Origin of the sequence: Acerihabitans sp. TG2 (genome assembly GCF_035013185.1) — a bacterium.
GTDB lineage: Bacteria > Pseudomonadota > Gammaproteobacteria > Enterobacterales > Enterobacteriaceae > Acerihabitans.
In genome coordinates this window covers 81,032-97,558 of the sequence record NZ_JAYGJO010000008.1, presented here as the reverse complement: position 1 = coordinate 97,558, position 16,527 = coordinate 81,032, and the positions used below count along the sequence as shown (strand labels likewise).

Annotated in this window: 16 protein-coding genes; 6 read left to right on the top strand and 10 right to left on the bottom strand. The window is 52.6% G+C overall.

Translation table 11 applies throughout. The features are described from left to right. Nucleotides 1–25: 25 nt before the first annotated feature. Nucleotides 26–517, bottom strand: coding sequence for a YajQ family cyclic di-GMP-binding protein (locus tag SJI19_RS09590; protein ID WP_323478036.1), 492 nt, complete (start codon nucleotides 515–517; stop codon nucleotides 26–28). 136 nt (nucleotides 518–653) lie between these two features. On the opposite strand from SJI19_RS09590, the gene panE reads away from it, so the two are divergent. Further along, the gene (gene panE, locus SJI19_RS09585; RefSeq protein WP_323478035.1) at nucleotides 654–1,568 is read left to right on the top strand and encodes a 2-dehydropantoate 2-reductase; all 915 of its coding nucleotides are present in this window, start codon (nucleotides 654–656) and stop codon (nucleotides 1,566–1,568) included. Between the two features lie 16 nt (nucleotides 1,569–1,584). Here panE and thiI read toward each other — a convergent pair whose 3' ends face one another. Beyond that, nucleotides 1,585–3,033 (bottom strand): tRNA uracil 4-sulfurtransferase ThiI, encoded by a 1,449-nt coding sequence (gene thiI / locus SJI19_RS09580; RefSeq protein ID WP_323478034.1) that lies wholly within the window; start codon nucleotides 3,031–3,033, stop codon nucleotides 1,585–1,587. A 227-nt stretch (nucleotides 3,034–3,260) separates the two neighbouring features. Between thiI and xseB the strand changes: the two genes are divergently transcribed. From xseB to dxs, 3 genes are read left to right on the top strand one after another with little or no spacing between them, the layout of a single operon-like run. After that, nucleotides 3,261–3,503, top strand: coding sequence for an exodeoxyribonuclease VII small subunit (gene xseB / locus SJI19_RS09575; protein WP_323478033.1), 243 nt, complete (start codon nucleotides 3,261–3,263; stop codon nucleotides 3,501–3,503). A 2-nt stretch (nucleotides 3,504–3,505) separates the two neighbouring features. After that, nucleotides 3,506–4,405, top strand: a complete 900-nt coding sequence (gene ispA / locus SJI19_RS09570; protein ID WP_323478032.1) for a (2E,6E)-farnesyl diphosphate synthase — start codon at nucleotides 3,506–3,508, stop codon at nucleotides 4,403–4,405. Nucleotides 4,406–4,443: 38 nt separating this feature from the next. Next, nucleotides 4,444–6,306 carry a 1-deoxy-D-xylulose-5-phosphate synthase gene (dxs, locus tag SJI19_RS09565; protein WP_323478031.1) on the top strand — a complete coding sequence of 621 codons (1,863 nt, stop codon included), beginning with the start codon at nucleotides 4,444–4,446 and terminating at the stop codon, nucleotides 6,304–6,306. 27 nt (nucleotides 6,307–6,333) lie between these two features. On the opposite strand, the gene SJI19_RS09560 is transcribed toward dxs, so the two are convergent. Continuing rightward, the gene (locus SJI19_RS09560) at nucleotides 6,334–7,590 is read right to left on the bottom strand and encodes a dicarboxylate/amino acid:cation symporter (RefSeq protein WP_323478030.1); all 1,257 of its coding nucleotides are present in this window, start codon (nucleotides 7,588–7,590) and stop codon (nucleotides 6,334–6,336) included. Nucleotides 7,591–7,840: 250 nt separating this feature from the next. Between SJI19_RS09560 and SJI19_RS09555 the strand changes: the two genes are divergently transcribed. Then, on the top strand, nucleotides 7,841–8,815 hold the full coding sequence (locus SJI19_RS09555; protein ID WP_323478029.1) for an aldo/keto reductase: 975 nt from the start codon (nucleotides 7,841–7,843) through the stop codon (nucleotides 8,813–8,815). A gap of 198 nt (nucleotides 8,816–9,013) precedes the next feature. Here the strand turns inward: SJI19_RS09555 and thiL are convergent, their stop codons facing one another. The 5 genes from thiL to nrdR form a co-directional block, all read right to left on the bottom strand. Further along, nucleotides 9,014–9,985, bottom strand: a complete 972-nt coding sequence (thiL, locus tag SJI19_RS09550) for a thiamine-phosphate kinase (protein WP_323478028.1) — start codon at nucleotides 9,983–9,985, stop codon at nucleotides 9,014–9,016. 193 nt (nucleotides 9,986–10,178) lie between these two features. Further along, nucleotides 10,179–10,598 carry a transcription antitermination factor NusB gene (gene nusB, locus SJI19_RS09545; RefSeq protein ID WP_323478027.1) on the bottom strand — a complete coding sequence of 140 codons (420 nt, stop codon included), beginning with the start codon at nucleotides 10,596–10,598 and terminating at the stop codon, nucleotides 10,179–10,181. A 15-nt stretch (nucleotides 10,599–10,613) separates the two neighbouring features. Further along, complete coding sequence (ribE, locus tag SJI19_RS09540; protein ID WP_323478026.1) at nucleotides 10,614–11,084, bottom strand: 6,7-dimethyl-8-ribityllumazine synthase; 471 nt, start codon at nucleotides 11,082–11,084, stop codon at nucleotides 10,614–10,616. 86 nt (nucleotides 11,085–11,170) lie between these two features. Beyond that, on the bottom strand, nucleotides 11,171–12,310 hold the full coding sequence (ribD, locus tag SJI19_RS09535; protein WP_323478025.1) for a bifunctional diaminohydroxyphosphoribosylaminopyrimidine deaminase/5-amino-6-(5-phosphoribosylamino)uracil reductase RibD: 1,140 nt from the start codon (nucleotides 12,308–12,310) through the stop codon (nucleotides 11,171–11,173). A gap of 11 nt (nucleotides 12,311–12,321) precedes the next feature. Next, nucleotides 12,322–12,771: a transcriptional regulator NrdR gene (nrdR, locus tag SJI19_RS09530; RefSeq protein ID WP_323478024.1), complete on the bottom strand. Its 450-nt coding sequence runs from the start codon at nucleotides 12,769–12,771 to the stop codon at nucleotides 12,322–12,324. A 175-nt stretch (nucleotides 12,772–12,946) separates the two neighbouring features. Between nrdR and SJI19_RS09525 the strand changes: the two genes are divergently transcribed. Next, on the top strand, nucleotides 12,947–13,537 hold the full coding sequence (locus SJI19_RS09525) for a DUF3251 domain-containing protein (protein ID WP_323478023.1): 591 nt from the start codon (nucleotides 12,947–12,949) through the stop codon (nucleotides 13,535–13,537). A 154-nt stretch (nucleotides 13,538–13,691) separates the two neighbouring features. Here SJI19_RS09525 and secF read toward each other — a convergent pair whose 3' ends face one another. Further along, a complete protein-coding gene (secF, locus tag SJI19_RS09520; RefSeq protein ID WP_323478099.1) occupies nucleotides 13,692–14,603 on the bottom strand; it encodes a protein translocase subunit SecF in 912 nt (303 codons plus the stop codon). Between the two features lie 69 nt (nucleotides 14,604–14,672). Next, the gene (gene secD, locus SJI19_RS09515) at nucleotides 14,673–16,520 is read right to left on the bottom strand and encodes a protein translocase subunit SecD (protein WP_323478022.1); all 1,848 of its coding nucleotides are present in this window, start codon (nucleotides 16,518–16,520) and stop codon (nucleotides 14,673–14,675) included. Between the last annotated feature and the right edge of the window lie 7 nt (nucleotides 16,521–16,527).

The following is a 16,527-nucleotide window of genomic DNA, read 5'->3' as shown; positions in this document are numbered from 1 at the left end:
CCCGCCTCGGCGGGATATTCCATGATTAATCGCGAAAGTTAGTAAACTGAAAAGGTTGACCGAGTTCGCCGCCTTTCACTAGCGCCATGGCGCCTTGCAAATCATCACGAGATTTTCCGGTGACACGCACCTGTTCGCCTTGGATTTGCACCTGTACCTTAAGTTTGCTGTCTTTGATTAATTTTACGAGTTTCTTGGCCAGGGTGGTTTCAATCCCTTGTTTGAGTTTAGCCTCGATGCTATAGGTTTTGCCACTGCGACCCAGTTCGTCGGGTAGCTCAATGGCACCGCCCTCAATGCCGCGCTTCGCCAGTTTTTCACGTAGAATCTCTACCAATTGCTGTACCTGGAAATCAGATTCACTGGTGGCAGTGATACTTTGATCTTTTTCGTTGAGCTCAAAACTTGCGGGAACGTTACGAAAGTCCCAACGGGTGGTCAATTCTCGATTAGCGTTCTCCACCGCGTTACGAACTTCCTGCATATCTATTTCTGAAACGATATCAAATGAGGGCATAATGTCTCTCCGGCTGTCATTCTTTCGTGCGTATCATACCTGCTTGGTTTGCCAGATACAAAACAGTCAAGTAAGTGATGCTCGTCATGGCGCACAGACAGCAGATGGCATTAACTTTAGTAAAGGGTGAAGGAACATGAATATTACCGTTCTAGGTTGTGGCGCTATAGGTCAACTGTGGTTGGCGGGACTTTCTCGCCAAGGGCATAACCTGCAAGGTTGGCTGCGGGTACCACAACCGTTTTGCCAGGTCGATGTGGTGTCGACGCAGGGAGAGGAAACCCATTATCAGTTGCCTGCCAATAATAGTGCGCAGTTGGCCGATTGCGACCTATTATTGGTGACGCTAAAGGCCTGGCAAGTCTCCGGAGCCATCAGGACATTATTGCCACAGCTCAAGCCCGATTGCGCTATTTTACTGTTGCATAATGGTATGGGAACCCGGGATGAACTGCCTGCCCTCACGCAACCGTTATTGCAAGGCATTACCACACATGCCGCCTATCGTGGCGATAACGGCAATATTATTCATGTTTATGACGGCACCACCCGCATCGGCCCGTTAACCGCCAACGCACAACCCATTAGCCAACTGGCGGAAGTGTTGCATAACGCGCTGCCCGACGTTGCCTGGCATAACCACATTGCCGCCCCCTGTTGGGTAAAATTGGCGGCGAACTGCGTGATTAATCCGTTAACGGCGGTGTACGAATGCCGCAACGGTGAGATCGAGCAGTATAGCGATGAAATCGAAAATATTTGCCGCGAAGTGGCCATGGTGATGGAGCGGGAAGGTTACCATACTTCTTATGAAAGCCTGTTGTTCTACGTTGGGCAAACCATCCGTAGCTCGGCAGGCAATACATCATCGATGCTGCAGGATATACGTGCCCAGCGCCACACGGAAATCGATTATATCAACGGTTACCTGCTGCGCCGGGCGCGGGTTCACGGCTTAAATGTGCCGGAAAATCAACGACTGTATGAACTGATCAAACAAAAGGAAGATCATTATGATCGTCTCGGTTCCGGCATGTCTAGTGAATGGTAGTGAAAAGCCCTAAGCGCTAGGGCCGATACACTTTAACGTTAGCAAAACCCTGTTCACGCAGATACAGCGCTTGCAACCGGCTCATCACACCTCTATCGCAATACAGCAGATAAAATTTTGACTGATCAAGCGCGCCAAACTGGGTACCCAACTTGTAGAATGGCAACGTCTGTACCACGGCATTTTCCATTAACAAAGGCTGACTTTCCTGCTCATCCACCGAACGGATATCGAGCACGATGTCGTTGCTGCCCACTTCAGCGGCGGTTTCCACTTCCACCACATCCTGGCGAGTCTGCTCCACAATATCGCGAATATCGATACTTTGGGCGGCGGCCACCGCGCTATCCAATACGCCAAAATCGAAGTGAGACTCTTCTTGTTCAATACGCTGCTTGACCGCTTTTACCGTGGGACTTTTAGAAATCACGCCGCAGTATTCCGGCATGGTTTTGGCAAACTCCTCGGTACCTATGGTACGGGCCATATTGATGATGTGTTCTTTATCATGTGAAATCAGCGGGCGTAGGATCAAGGTGTCGGAGACATTATCAATCAAGCGCAAATTGGTCAGCGTCTGGCTGGATACCTGGCCTAGAGCTTCGCCGGTGACCAGCGCCTGGATACCAAAACGTTCAGCCATTTGCGATGCAGCACGCACCATCATGCGCTTAAGCACCACGCCCATTTGCCCATCGTCCACTTTTTCCAGAATTTCGCCCACCACTGCGGCAAAATCAATCGCAATAAAACGTACTCGATGGGAACTGCCGTAACGGCCCCATAAATGATGAGCCACCTGACGCACGCCAATTTCATGCGCCGCCCCACCCAGATTGAAGAAACAGTAATGCACCCGGCAACCGCGTCGCATCAGCATGTAACTTGAAACGCCGGAATCAAACCCACCCGAGATCAGGGATAACACATCTTCCTGAGTACCGATGGGAAATCCACCGATGCCTTCGTAGCGATCTGTTATCAGCAACAGGCGGTCATCTTCAATTTCCAGATGTACCGTTTCCTGCGGATGGTTAAGCTGGACACGGGTACCTTCGACGTTTTGGTTCAGACCGCCGCCAACATAACGTTCCACATCCTGGGAGGTAAAATCGTGAGTGCCGCGGCGTTTGACTCGTACGCAAAAGCTCTTGCCTACCAATCGGTCGTGGTTCAAGGCCAAGGTTTGCAGATAAATATCATGCATATCCTCGTAGAGATGATCCTCCACCGCCAGGATATGATGGATGCCAGGAATCCGGGTAAGGGCCTCACATATCGCCAGGCGCCGGGATTCGTCTTTGGCGCGCACAACGATGTGATCCCAATGACGTACAACCGCCAGGGATTCATCATACTGCTTTAAGATATTGCGAATATTAGTGGTAAGGATTTTAATAAAGCGCAATCTGACAGATTGACTCTTTATCGTGATTTCCGGAAACAATTTGATGATAAACTTCATGGCGATTGTCGTTATATGATCTTAAAGGGGCAACGTTGGGAAACACGTCATATAATGTGTCATGGAAAAGCACAGCGCCGGGGCCTGAGCCACATCCATAGCATTCGAGGCGCGGAGTATAACACTTTCCATCGCTGGAATGAGGCCCTATTTGCTTCTCGCCGCACTCTGGGCTAACGTTATTGGTTTACCATGCCTTGGCCCCTCATTGTATAGAAAATAAAATTATGCCTAAAAAAGCCGAACAACCCGCCAGTTTCGAAACTGCGCTGAAAGAATTGGAACAAATCGTCTCACGCCTAGAATCTGGTGAACTCCCTCTGGAAGACGCACTTAACGAATTTGAGCACGGCGTACGTCTTGCGCGTCAAGGCCAACAAACCTTGCAGCAGGCGGAACAGCGCGTGCAAATCCTGATTAACGACGATGAAACGAGTCCCCTTGCGCCGTTCACCCCGGACGCAGAATAACAATGAGTGACTTTGCGCTACAGCTTCAGGAAAGCCATGAACGGGTCGACCGGGCGTTGGATCGTTTTTTTCTCCCGTTGGATCAGCATGAACCGTTAACCCAGGCGATGCGCCACGGGGCGCTATTGGGTGGAAAGCGCCTGCGGCCATTTCTGGTTTATCGTACCGGCGCTTTATTTGGCCTGCCGGATGACGCGCTGGATGCCCCAGCCGCGGCGGTGGAATGTATCCATGCCTACTCATTGATTCATGATGATTTGCCGGCAATGGATAATGACGATCTGCGGCGTGGACAGCCAACCTGCCACATTAAATTTGGCGAAACCACCGCTATTCTGGCAGGGGACGCGCTGCAAACGCTGGCATTTTCCATACTGGCAGACGCGCCGATGCCGACGGTGGCACCCAAAGATCGCCTGCTGATGGTGTCAACATTGGCCCAGGCCAGCGGCGCCGTCGGTATGTGCCTCGGACAGGCACTGGATCTGGCTGCAGAATCCAGCCCGGTAAGGTTATCCGAGCTTGAGAATATCCATCGGCATAAGACCGGTGCGCTGATAAGAGCAGCGGTGAGACTGGGTGCGTTGGCCGCCGGTGATCTCGGCACGTTGGCGTTGCCCCATCTCGATTGCTATGCGGCCGCCATTGGCTTAGCCTTCCAAGTCCAGGATGATATTCTTGATGTGGTGGGTGATACCGCGACGCTGGGTAAACGCCAGGGCGCGGATCAACAACTGGGTAAAAGTACCTACCCGGCGCTACTGGGCCTGGATAATGCCAGAATAAAGGCACAAGATTTATTCCAAGAAGCACTGACCTCCTTGGCGCGAGTCGCGGCATTGGGATACGATACGTCCCCGTTGGTTGCGCTAGCGCGTTATATCATTGAACGCGATAAATAGAACAGTGCGTTTTTTTTCTACCCGAATATGAGTAACCAATGAGCATTGACCTGACAAAGTACCCAACGTTAGCATTAGCGGAAATTCCGGCGGAACTGCGTCTACTGCCCAAGGAGAGCCTGCCGAAGTTGTGTGACGAACTGCGGCAGTTCCTGCTTGATAGCGTCAGCCGCTCCAGTGGCCATTTCGCCTCAGGGCTGGGTACCGTGGAGCTCACTGTTGCCTTACATTACGTGTACAACACCCCCTTTGATCATGTGGTATGGGATGTGGGTCATCAGGCCTATCCGCACAAAATTTTAACCGGCCGCCGTGAGCGCATCGGCACCATTCGTAAGAAAGATGGATTGCATCCGTTTCCCTGGCGCGGTGAGAGTGAATTTGACGTGCTGTCGGTCGGTCATTCGTCAACCTCCATCAGCGCCGGACTCGGCATGGCGGTGGCGGCTGGGCATGAAGCAAAGGGGCGGCGCACGGTCTGTGTCATCGGCGACGGCGCTATTACTGCAGGCATGGCGTTTGAGGCAATGAATCATGCTGGTGATATCAAAGCGGATCTGTTGGTGGTGCTCAATGACAATGAAATGTCGATCTCAGAAAACGTCGGCGCACTGAATAACCATTTGGCGCAGATTCTCTCCGGTAAACTGTACTCCACATTACGTGAAGGGGGTAAACGGGTGCTATCGGGGATTCCACCCATTAAGGAGTTGGTCAAACGTACCGAGGAACATATCAAAGGCATGGTAGTTCCGGGCACCTTGTTTGAGGAACTCGGCTTTAACTATATCGGCCCGGTTGACGGTCACGATGTTCTGGGTCTGGTGCAAACCCTCAAAAACATGCGTGGTATGAAAGGTCCGCAGTTCCTCCATATTATGACCAAAAAAGGCAAAGGTTATGCCCCGGCGGAAAAGGATCCGATCAGCTGGCACGCGGTGCCCAAATTCGATCCCAGTGCCGGAACCTTACCCAAAAAAGCCGGTGGTTTGCCTACCTACTCGGACATATTCGGTGCGTGGTTATGTGAAACTGCTGCGGGTGACGAAAAGCTAATGGCCGTGACCCCGGCGATGCGTGAAGGATCCGGCATGGTGGCGTTTTCCCGTCAGTTTCCCGGACAATATTTTGACGCGGCCATTGCTGAACAACATGCGGTAACTTTTGCCGCAGGCCTGGCCATTGGTGGTTACAAGCCGATAGTCGCCATCTATTCTACGTTCCTGCAGCGGGCTTACGATCAACTGATCCATGATGTGGCCATTCAAAATTTACCCGTGTTGTTCGCTATTGATCGTGGCGGCATTGTGGGTTCCGACGGACCGACACATCAGGGTGCCTTCGATCTATCCTACCTGCGGTGTATCCCAAACATGGTGATCATGGCGCCGAGTGATGAGAATGAATGCCGCCAGATGCTGCATACCGGCTATCACTATAATCTCGGTCCCTGCGCCGTGCGTTACCCGCGCGGCGCAGGCACTGGCGCGGTGCTAGCGCCGCTGGTACCGCTGGAAATAGGTAAAGCCAAGCTCAAACGCCGGGGTGAAAAGCTGGCCATATTGAATTTCGGTACATTGCTGGCCGACGCGGAGATTGTGGCGCAGCAACTGAATGCCACGCTGGTGGATATGCGTTTTGTTAAGCCCTTGGATGAGGCGTTGCTGCGGGAGTTGGCTACCGATCACCACGCGCTGGTAACACTGGAAGAAAACGCCGTTTTGGGTGGCGCCGGCAGTGGTGTCAACGAATTTATGCTCTATAACCGATTGATGTTGCCGGTATTGAATATCGGCCTGCCCGACCGCTTTATCCCACAGGGTTCCCAAGATGAGGTCCGCGCTGACATGGGACTAGACAGCGCGGGCATCCTTGCGCAAATCGAGCAGTGGCTTAAATAATCTTTACCGGCTGGTGGGCGACCTTGCTTAATGGTTACCCTCCAGTTCCACCTCTCCTACCGACTCGGTTTGGGAACGAGACAGCATAGCGGTAGCAATACCGTTACCCAGGACATTGATGCCAGAACGGCCCATATCCAGTACGTGGTCGATACCCATCAGTAATAAAATTCCCGCCACCGGAATATTAAAACTCGGTACTGTGGCCGCCAGCACCACCAACGCGGAGCGCGGTACGCCAGCAATCCCCTTTGATGCCAGCATCAGCGTCAACATCAGGGTGGCGATTTCATAGCCGGTCAGCTGGATGTTATAGGCTTGGGCGATAAACATGGCGGCAAAGGAACAGTAAATCATCGATCCTACCAAATTAAACGAATAACCCAGCGGCAGCACAAACGAGGCAATATTGTTAGGACAACCAAAGCGGCGCAATTGCTCTAGGGTCTTAGGATAAGCTGCTTCGGAACTGCTGGTGGTAAACGCTAACAGCACTGGCTCCTTAAGTAGACTTAACAGACGGAATGTGGATGATTTTAATACCAGATAGCAAAATGCGATCATCAACGCGCAGCACAAGATGATGGCCAGATAATACCCGCCGATAAATGATGCATAACTTTTCAGGATGCCCAGGCCTTCATTGGCGATCACTGATGACACAGCGGCGAAAATAGCTATCGGGGCCACATACATCACATAACCCGTCACCTTAAGCATAATATGGGAGACGACATTGAGCCCTTCCAGCAGTGGTTTGTTGAATTTCTCGCCCAGTGAGGCACCTGCGATACCAAAAAACATCGAAAATACGACGATTTGCAAGATCTCGTTATGCCCCATGGCATCCACGATACTAGTAGGGAAAGTATGGGCAATAAACGTCTTCAATGACATGCCGCTGACCGCCAGGCCGGTATCCACCGCGTGGGCTGGGATAGGTAGATTTAATCCCGCACCCGGCTGCAAAATACTCACCACCGTCAGCCCCAGCAGAATGGACACCACGGATGAGGAAATAAACCAGGTAAAAGCCTTGCCCCCCAGCGCACCGATGGCCGAGGTATCACCCATACTCATGATACCCACGGTTAGCGTGGTGAATACCAGGGGCGCGATGACCATTTTGATCAGCCGCAGGAAAACATCCGTCAGCAACGCGATATTATCGGCATACTCCCGGGCGTTTTGTGGTGAGGCAAATTGGTGTACCAATGCCCCCATGATGATGCCTAATACCATGAATACTAGAATAAAAACAGTTAATTTATTAGATTTCGACATAGCTTCCCGCTGTTCAGTTACCTGAAGCGTTTTATAGGGTGGTCAAGGGTTGAGGTTAAGTCGCATAATCATCCTTAATCAAGCGTTCACATTCCATGTAATGGGTCAAGAAAACCCGGATAAAGCAGCGCCGGCGACATGAGTTTACTCATTGCCACCCGCTATAATGTAAAAAGCACCGGCTGAATGCCGGCAGTCACGTTAGATCGCATTTTTTCCGATCAACGACACCATCCTACAGGAGATGAATATGCAGTTTACCACGCTTGGCCAGACCGATCTTCGGGTATCCCGCCTGTGTTTGGGGTGTATGACGTTTGGCGAACCGACCCGGGGCAAACACGCCTGGACATTGCCGGAGGAGAGTTCTCGTCCGTTGATTCGCCAGGCTTTTGATTTGGGGATTAATTTTTTCGATACCGCCAACAGTTATTCCGACGGCAGCAGTGAAGAAATCGTCGGACGGGCGTTGAAAGACTTTACCCAACGCGACCACATCGTGCTGGCCACCAAGGTTTTTTTCCCCATGAGCAACCTGGCGGGGGGATTATCGCGCGCCAATATTATGCAGTCCATTGATGATAGCCTGACGCGTTTGGGTACTGATTATGTCGACCTGTTGCAAATCCATCGCTGGGACTACCATACGCCATTGGAAGAGACCTTAGAGGCGCTGCATGATGTGGTGAAAGCGGGCAAAGCCCGTTATATCGGCGCATCGTCAATGTATGCATGGCAATTTGCCCGCGCCTTGTACACCTCAGATTTACATGGCTGGACTCGTTTTGTCAGCATGCAGGATCAATATAACCTGATCCAGCGCGAGGAAGAGCGCGAAATGCACCCTTTGTGCCAGGCGGAGCGAATCGCAGTATTGCCATGGAGTCCTCTGGCGCGCGGCAGGTTAACCCGTCCCTGGGGAGAAACCACCGCCCGTGACGCATCGGATCTGGTTAGCAAGGCCATGTATGATCACAGCACCGAGACCGACGGCCGCATCGCCGAACGGGTGGCGGCGATCGCTGAACGCCGTGGTGTTTCCCGCGCACAGGTGGCACTGGCCTGGGTACTGAGCAAACCGGCGGTCACCACCCCCATTGTTGGCGCGTCACGCGCTGAGCAGTTGGCTGATGTCGTTGCTGCGGTGGAACTACGGCTTGAGGCACAGGAGATTGCCGAATTGGAAAGCAGCTACACACCGCATTATCCGGCAGGTTTTGAATAAATCTGGCAAGGTGCGAGCATAGCGGCCGTTTATGTTTGATCAAAAACAGCTTTGGGTATGGCAACCAGGAGCCAGCGATAACCGTTATCTGCGGCAACATGCGCGGCCAAAACCGGTGAACAGCAGAGGCAAGGGATTGCACTGATTCACTCGGCTTTTGGCAAGCGCGATGTCCAGGGTCAGGATCAGTGTTTGGCGCTACTCAAAGTGGTCGAACCCTCGCCATTCGGACGTCACCGGTTGGTTATCCCGCAGTAGCTGTAATCCCTCGCTACGCGGTCCAATCTGACCAATACAGGTAAAATCAGCACCCGTATTGCCTAATGCTACGTCCAGAGCACCGCGATTGATCTCCGGCACGGTAAAGCAAAGTTCGTAATCTTCTCCACCGCTCAGTGCCCAGCGCAACGCCTGATCTGGCGATGCATGACGGCGCAGTGCCGTGGAAAAAGGTAAATCTTCTAAATGAACCCGCGCACCGCATTCACTGCTATCGAGAATATGCTGCAGGTCGGCAATCAAACCATCCGACAGATCGATGGCCGAACTGGCCAGATCACGTAGGGCCTGACCTTGTAAGATCCGCGGTTGAGGACGTAAATGGCGTGCCAGCAGATATTCACGGTCCGTAGTCGACTCGACCAACAGCTGGTCTTGCAATATTGCCAGGCCGGCGGCGCTGTCGCCGAGGGTACCGGTGACATAGATCCAATCGCCAATCCGGGCACCTGCACGAGTTAACGCACGACCGGTTGGGATCAAACCCTGGATCGTAAGAGTCAAACTCAACGGGCCACAGGTCGTATCGCCGCCAATCAACTGCATACCATAATAATCCAGTTGCTCAAACAGACTGACGCTATAGGCGTCAAGCCAGGCTTCATCCACCGAGGGTAAGGTCAACGCCAACGACACCCAAGCGGGATCCGCGCCCATGGCAGCCAGGTCGCTGAGGTTCACCGCCAAGGATTTATAGCCTAAATCGGCAGGAGAGATATTCGGTAAAAAATGGACTCCCGATACCAGAGTATCGGTACTTACTGCTATTAGGTGTTTTTCATCCACCGACAGCAGCGCACAATCATCACCAATACCCACTACCACATCCCGACGTGCGGTTCTTACGCGGTTAAAGTAGCGGGTAATAAGGTCAAATTCGCCACAGGCCATAACCTATCCAATTGTTGTATACCCGTCATCATTCTGTTTGCCGGCATGTTGGCCGCACGCGGTCAGTTGAATCACCTGCTAAAGCATGATCCTTGGCACTACCTCACTGACCGTGTTTCTGCAACGCAAAGTATGTAGAGTATAGTAGAGGTATCGCAGCAAAGGGCTACGGCCGGAAATCCGGCCGTAAAAGTCATTTTCGATTGGGGCGGATATGCGGGGCTGCTTTATCCAGCACGCCATTGACAAACTTATGGCTCTCTTCTGCGCCAAACGTTTTGGCCAGTTCAATAGCTTCGTTGATCGCGACTTTGTACGGCACATCCAGGCGTTTGCTCAGTTCATAGAGCGCCAGGCGCAAAATTGCCCGTTCCACATGGCCTAACTCGTCAAGTTGACGTGAAAGGTAGGGTGCCATAAGCTGATCCAGCTCCGCTGCATGCGTCGCCGTACCTGTATACAGCTCGCGAAAATAAGCGATATCGACGTCGGAGACGTCCTGTTCCGCCAGGAACTGAACTTCAATATCAGCGATATCGTTATGAGATAACTGCCATGAGTAAAGCGCCTGAACGACACATTCACGGGCACGGCGACGAGCAGCAGGTTTCACGAATTTCCCCTTTACTTACGCTTTGATAGCTTTCAGTACGTTGATCATTTCCAGCGCGGTCAACGCGGCTTCCGCACCTTTGTTACCGGCTTTAGTGCCAGCGCGTTCTATTGCTTGTTCGATGCTTTCCGTCGTCAATACGCCAAAAGCCACTGGCAGTTCACTGCTCATGGCAACGCTTGATAAACCAGAACTGCATTCACCTGCAACATATTCAAAATGCGCGGTGCCACCACGAATTACCGTACCCAGCGCCACCACGGCATCAAATTTTTTACTGTTCGCCAACGCACGGGTTGCCAACGGCAACTCATAAGCGCCCGGAACCCACACCACGGTGATATTCTCGTCTTTAACCTGACCAATACGTTTCAACGCATCAATGGCGCCGTCAAGCAGACTGTCATTGATGAAGTGGTTAAAGCGCGCAATCGCAATCGCTATACGGGCATTCGGGGTTGCAACAACACCTTCAATAACGTTCATGGCTTTCCTTACAATTAGCAAATGGCGGTAATTGCCCCACGAGGGGGCGGATTCTAACATATTCTTTTGCCCGCTGCTCGGCCCAATTACTGCGGGTAGCAAGGTTTGAGCCGTAGCCGGATATCCGGGCCGACCTGGCGCAGATCGGTCACCGTAAACTCCGGCGCCTGAGCCAGTGTTTCCAGGCCAGGCAGCATGCATAAACCACGAGCCCCACTGCCAAGCAGCTTGGGGGCTAAGTACAGTATCACTTCATCCACCAAACCTGCACCAAGCAAGGCTCCCGCCAATGAAGCGCCGGCCTCGACCCATAGGCTGTTAACCTGCCGTTGAGCCAGCAGCAACATCAACGCCACCAGATCAATCTTGGGTGTATCGCCTGGAGAATCGGCATTACCCCGCGCCGGCAGGATCAGTTGCTCTACATCCTGCGGCCAATCCAGGCCATCGGGGTAGAGACGGGCCAACCAGATCTGTCCGCCTGGTGAGACAACCCGGTGCGCGGGTGTCACCCGATTAGCGCTATCAATAATAACGCGTGTCGGCTGGCGCAATGATTCACGAGGATAAGCGGTGCGGAGGGTTTCCGGCAGCTCATCCCAGCGTACGTTGAGAGCCGGATTGTCGGCCAATACCGTGGCACTGGTTGACAGTATTGCTCCGCTTTGCGCACGAAAAGTCTGCACGTCCCGTCGTGCGTGGGTCGAGGTGATCCATTGGCTCTCACCTGACGCCATTGCGGTACGCCCATCAAGAGACGCGGCCAGCTTGAGCTGAACATAAGGAAACCCCGTGCGCATACGCTTAAGAAAACCGAGATTAAGTCTTTCCGCTTCTTTAATCATCAAGCCATGTTCAACCACTACGCCCGCCTGCTGGAGCCGGTACATACCACGGCCGGAGACTTGGGGATTGGGGTCCTGCATTGCCACAACCACCCGCGCCACGCCCGCCGCAATCAGCGCGTCACAACACGGTGGGGTGCGGCCGTAATGGCTGCAGGGCTCGAGCGTGACATAAGCCGTAGCACCGCGAGCTGCGTCGCCGGCCATGCGCAATGCATGGACTTCTGCATGCGGTTCCCCGGCGCGCAGATGATAGCCTTCTCCAACGATCCGCCGTTCGCGCACAATGACACAACCTACGTTCGGATTGGGCGCTGTGGTAAACCGGCCTCGACGAGCCAGTTCAATTGCGCGGGCCATATAGAATTCATCTGGCTGCATCACGAGGGTCCTTAGTCTTGGAGACGGGCAATTTCTTCACCAAATTCACGCACATCCTCAAAACTGCGATAAACCGAGGCGAAGCGTATATAAGCAACCTTATCCAGTTTTTTCAGTGCGTCCATCACCAAATTACCAATCATTTTACTGGGCACTTCACGCTCACCGGTGGCGCGCAGTTGGGATTTTATGTGATTGATCGCCATTTCAACATCATCTGAATTTACCGGTCTTTTTTCCAGCGCTTTTAAGAAACCACCGCGCAGCTTGTCCTCATTAAACGGTTCACGGATATCATTACTTTTTATCACCCGAGGCAAAACCAACTCTGCCATCTCAAAGGTGGTGAATCGTTCATTACAGACCAGGCATTGCCGGCGACGGCGAACCTGCGATCCTTCGCCCACCAAACGGGAATCGATGACTTTGGTGTCGACTGCGGAACAAAATGGACAATGCATAAGGCATCCTGACGGCTGATACGGATAAGATAGTTTAGCGCGAACCGCAGCGACAACAAAGAGGCAACCCTATGAGATAGCGTGATCCTGAGCGCTTGTACTCCTTTCATTCCATGACATTTACTGGGTTACAGGCTAAGCTGTAGCTAACTGACAAAAAAAGGAAACTGTATTGATGACAACCAGTTATCGTTCATTTTACGCTATTGCTGCGTTGCTGTTCCTTTCAGGCTGTGCGCAACAACCGAATCCTAATTCCTCCGCACTTAAGGGTGAAGTCAGACAGCTTAACCAGCGGCTAGATTACCTCAACCATCAGGTTTCCGCGTTGATGCAGCAAAATGCCCTTAATGAACAGTCTACCGGCGGGGTGTATCTCTACCCAGCAGCACGTACCGGTGCACAGGTGGAAAGTCAAATCGGTAAACTGATGGTATCCCTAGGTCCGGTGGGAACCGAAGCCAACGGTTCTCGGGCACTGCTGCAAATACGCACCGCCGACAACTCGCCTCTGACAGCATTTCACGCTATAGTGGATTGGGGTCAGGTCGATCCCTCTTCCGGCAAACCCCTGCTCGCCGATACGCTTAGCCAGCCGATTACCGTACCGGCTTCACTGCTGCCCAAGCCCCAAGCCACTATCGAGCTACTCCTTAGCGGCCTAGCCCCTGAGCAAGTGGGGTATATTCGATTACACAGCATCACCGCCAACAGTGCGGATAACCCCGCTGCGCACGACGCTATCAAGCCGCGGTCCCGGCAATAGCGCTTGATACCCGTCATACTGCCTGTTGCATAGGCGTTGGCAATACTCGGCCCAATACCTGGGCCCCGCCTAGCGGGGCCGCGACCTATCGCGTTGGTTTTCGCTCAAAAAAAATCCCGCCGAAGCGGGATTTTTGTCTTTTTACAACAATCAGTTAAGGTAGCATGGACGGCTGATCCGCGCCCTCTTTCTCTACTTTTTGCTGCAGCATATGTTCACGTTTCATGCCCAGTTTAAGTGCCAGGGCAGAGGCGACATAGATGGAGGAGACCGTACCGATGGTCACACCAATCAACATGGTTACCGAGAAGCCGGCCAATATCGGTCCACCAAAGATAAACAACATCAATACCACCATCAAGGTAGTGGCCGACGTCATTAAGGTTCGGCTTAGCGTTTGGGTCAGAGATACGTTGATAATTTCGTAAGAGTTGCCGCGACGAATTTTACGGAAGTTTTCGCGGATACGGTCGGAAACCACAATACTGTCGTTAAGTGAATAACCGATGACCGACATCAGCGAGGCAACGATGGTCAAATCGATTTCCACATGAAATAGCGCCAGTACCCCCATGGTAATCACCACGTCATGGGCAAGGGCCAACACTGCCCCCAGCGCCAAACGCCATTCGAACCGGAAACCAACGTAAATCAGGATACAAATCAGCGCCACCAGCAGCGCCATACCGCCGGCTTGTGCCAGATCGCTGCCCACACTTGGCCCAACGAACTCAATACGTTTAACCACCGCGTTTTGGTTGAACGTCTGGTTAATCACACCAAGCACTTTATTACCCAGTTCCTGGCCGGCACCTTGCTGAACCGGAGGCATACGCACCATAAGATCACGGCTGCTGCCAAAGTTCTGGACCAAGGGATCCTTGAAACCGGCTTTTTCCAATGAACTACGCATGACGTCCAAATCAACGGCTTTTTCAAGGTTGACTTCAATGACCGTCCCGCCGGTGAAATCCAGTCCCCAGTTAAACCCTCGCACCGACATAATGGCGACAGAGATAATTAACAGCGTGATCGAGATACTGAACGCCACATAATCCCAGCGCATAAAGTCATAGACTTTACGACCGTAATTTAAATCTTCAACACTATGTTGTTTCTGAGCCACGACCCACTCCTAAATTGACAGCTTGCTGATACGTTTACCGCCGTAAAGCAGGTTAACGATGGCACGAGTGCCGACAATCGCCGTAAACATCGAGGTGGCAACCCCAATGGCGGTGGTAATGGCAAAACCCTTAATAGAACCGGTGCCTACCGCATACAGAATAATAGCGGTAATCAACGTAGTAACGTTGGCATCCACGATACTGGAGAAGGCACCACGATAACCTTCATGGATGGCCTGCTGGACGGTGCGCCCATTCTTCAGTTCTTCTTTGATACGCTCGTTGATCAACACGTTGGCATCCACCGCGACGGCGAGGGTCAACACAATCCCGGCAATACCCGGCATGGTTAGCGTCGCCCCCGGCAGCAAGGACATAATGCCCACGATCATAACCAGATTGGCTACCAGCGCGGTGGTGGCAATCAAACCAAACTTCTTATACCACACCACCATAAATACGATGGAGGCCACCAGTCCCCACAGGCAAGCCTGTAGCCCTTGGTTAATATTCTGCATTCCCAAGGTTGGCCCGATAGTGCGTTCTTCCACAATCTGGATCGGTGCGATTAGCGCCCCGGCACGCAGCAACAGCGATAGCTGACGCGCTTCATTAGGATTATCGATACCGGTAATACGGAAACTGTTGCCAAGACGTGACTGGATAGTGGCAACATTGATGACATCTTCCTTTTTCACCAGAATAGCGCGTCCGTTGGCGTCTTTTTTACCACTGTCCTTATATTCAACAAACAGTGTCGCCATCGGTTTGCCAATATTGTCCTTGGTAAAATTGGACATATTGGTGCCACCGGTACTGTCGAGCGATATATTCACCTGCGGGCGATTGTACTCATCGGTGCTGGAGGTTGAGTCGGTGATATGATCGCCGGTGAGGATAACCCGTTTGTACAGCACGACCGGTTTGCCTTCACGGGTGTATTTTACCTCTGAATCTCCCGGCACTCGTCCGCTAGCGGCGGCGTCAGCATCGACTGAAGTGTTCACCAGGCGGAATTCCAGGGTGGCAGTAGCACCGAGAATTTCTTTGGCACGGGCGGTATCCTGGATGCCGGGCAGTTCAACCACGATGCGATCGGCCCCCTGGCGTTGTACCAGCGGTTCTGCTACACCAAGTTGATTGACTCGGTTACGCAAGATAGTGATGTTCTGCTGCACCGCGTATTCTCGCGCTTCACGCAGTCGAGTGTCCGAAATCATAGCACGCAGGCCTGTGTCGCCCACTGCGCTCAGAACCAGATCCCGGTGGCGGGGCGAGAGGTAGGACATTGCCTGATCACGCGCGGCCGTATCCCGAAAACCGATTTCGGTGCCATAGTTGTCAGTTTTACGCACCGTCGCGTAAGGAATGCCTTTTTCGCGCAAATCAGTGCGCAAGGTATCCATGGTCTGCTCCTGGAGTTTACTCAGGGCGGTGCTCATATCAACTTCCATCAGGAAGTGAACGCCACCACGCAGATCAAGGCCCAGCTTCATCGGTTCAGCGCCCAGCATTGCTAACCAGGGCGGAGTGGCCGGGGCCAAGTTCAGCGCAACGACATAATTATCGCCGAGCGCGGCCAATAACGCCTCACGAGCGCGCAACTGCACGTCCGGATTGGCGAAACGCGCCAGGATTACACCTTTCTCCAATGCAATAGATTTAGTGGTGATATGTTGTTCATTCAGGACGTTTCGGATCTGGTCCAGCGTCGTTTCACTGGCGGCGGCACCCCGCACACCAGTGATTTGTACGGCCGGATCCTCACCATATATATTTGGAAGCGCATACAGCAACCCGACAAGGAGTGCCAGGATAAGCATAATGTACTTCCATAAAGGATAACGGTTTAACACGGCAGTT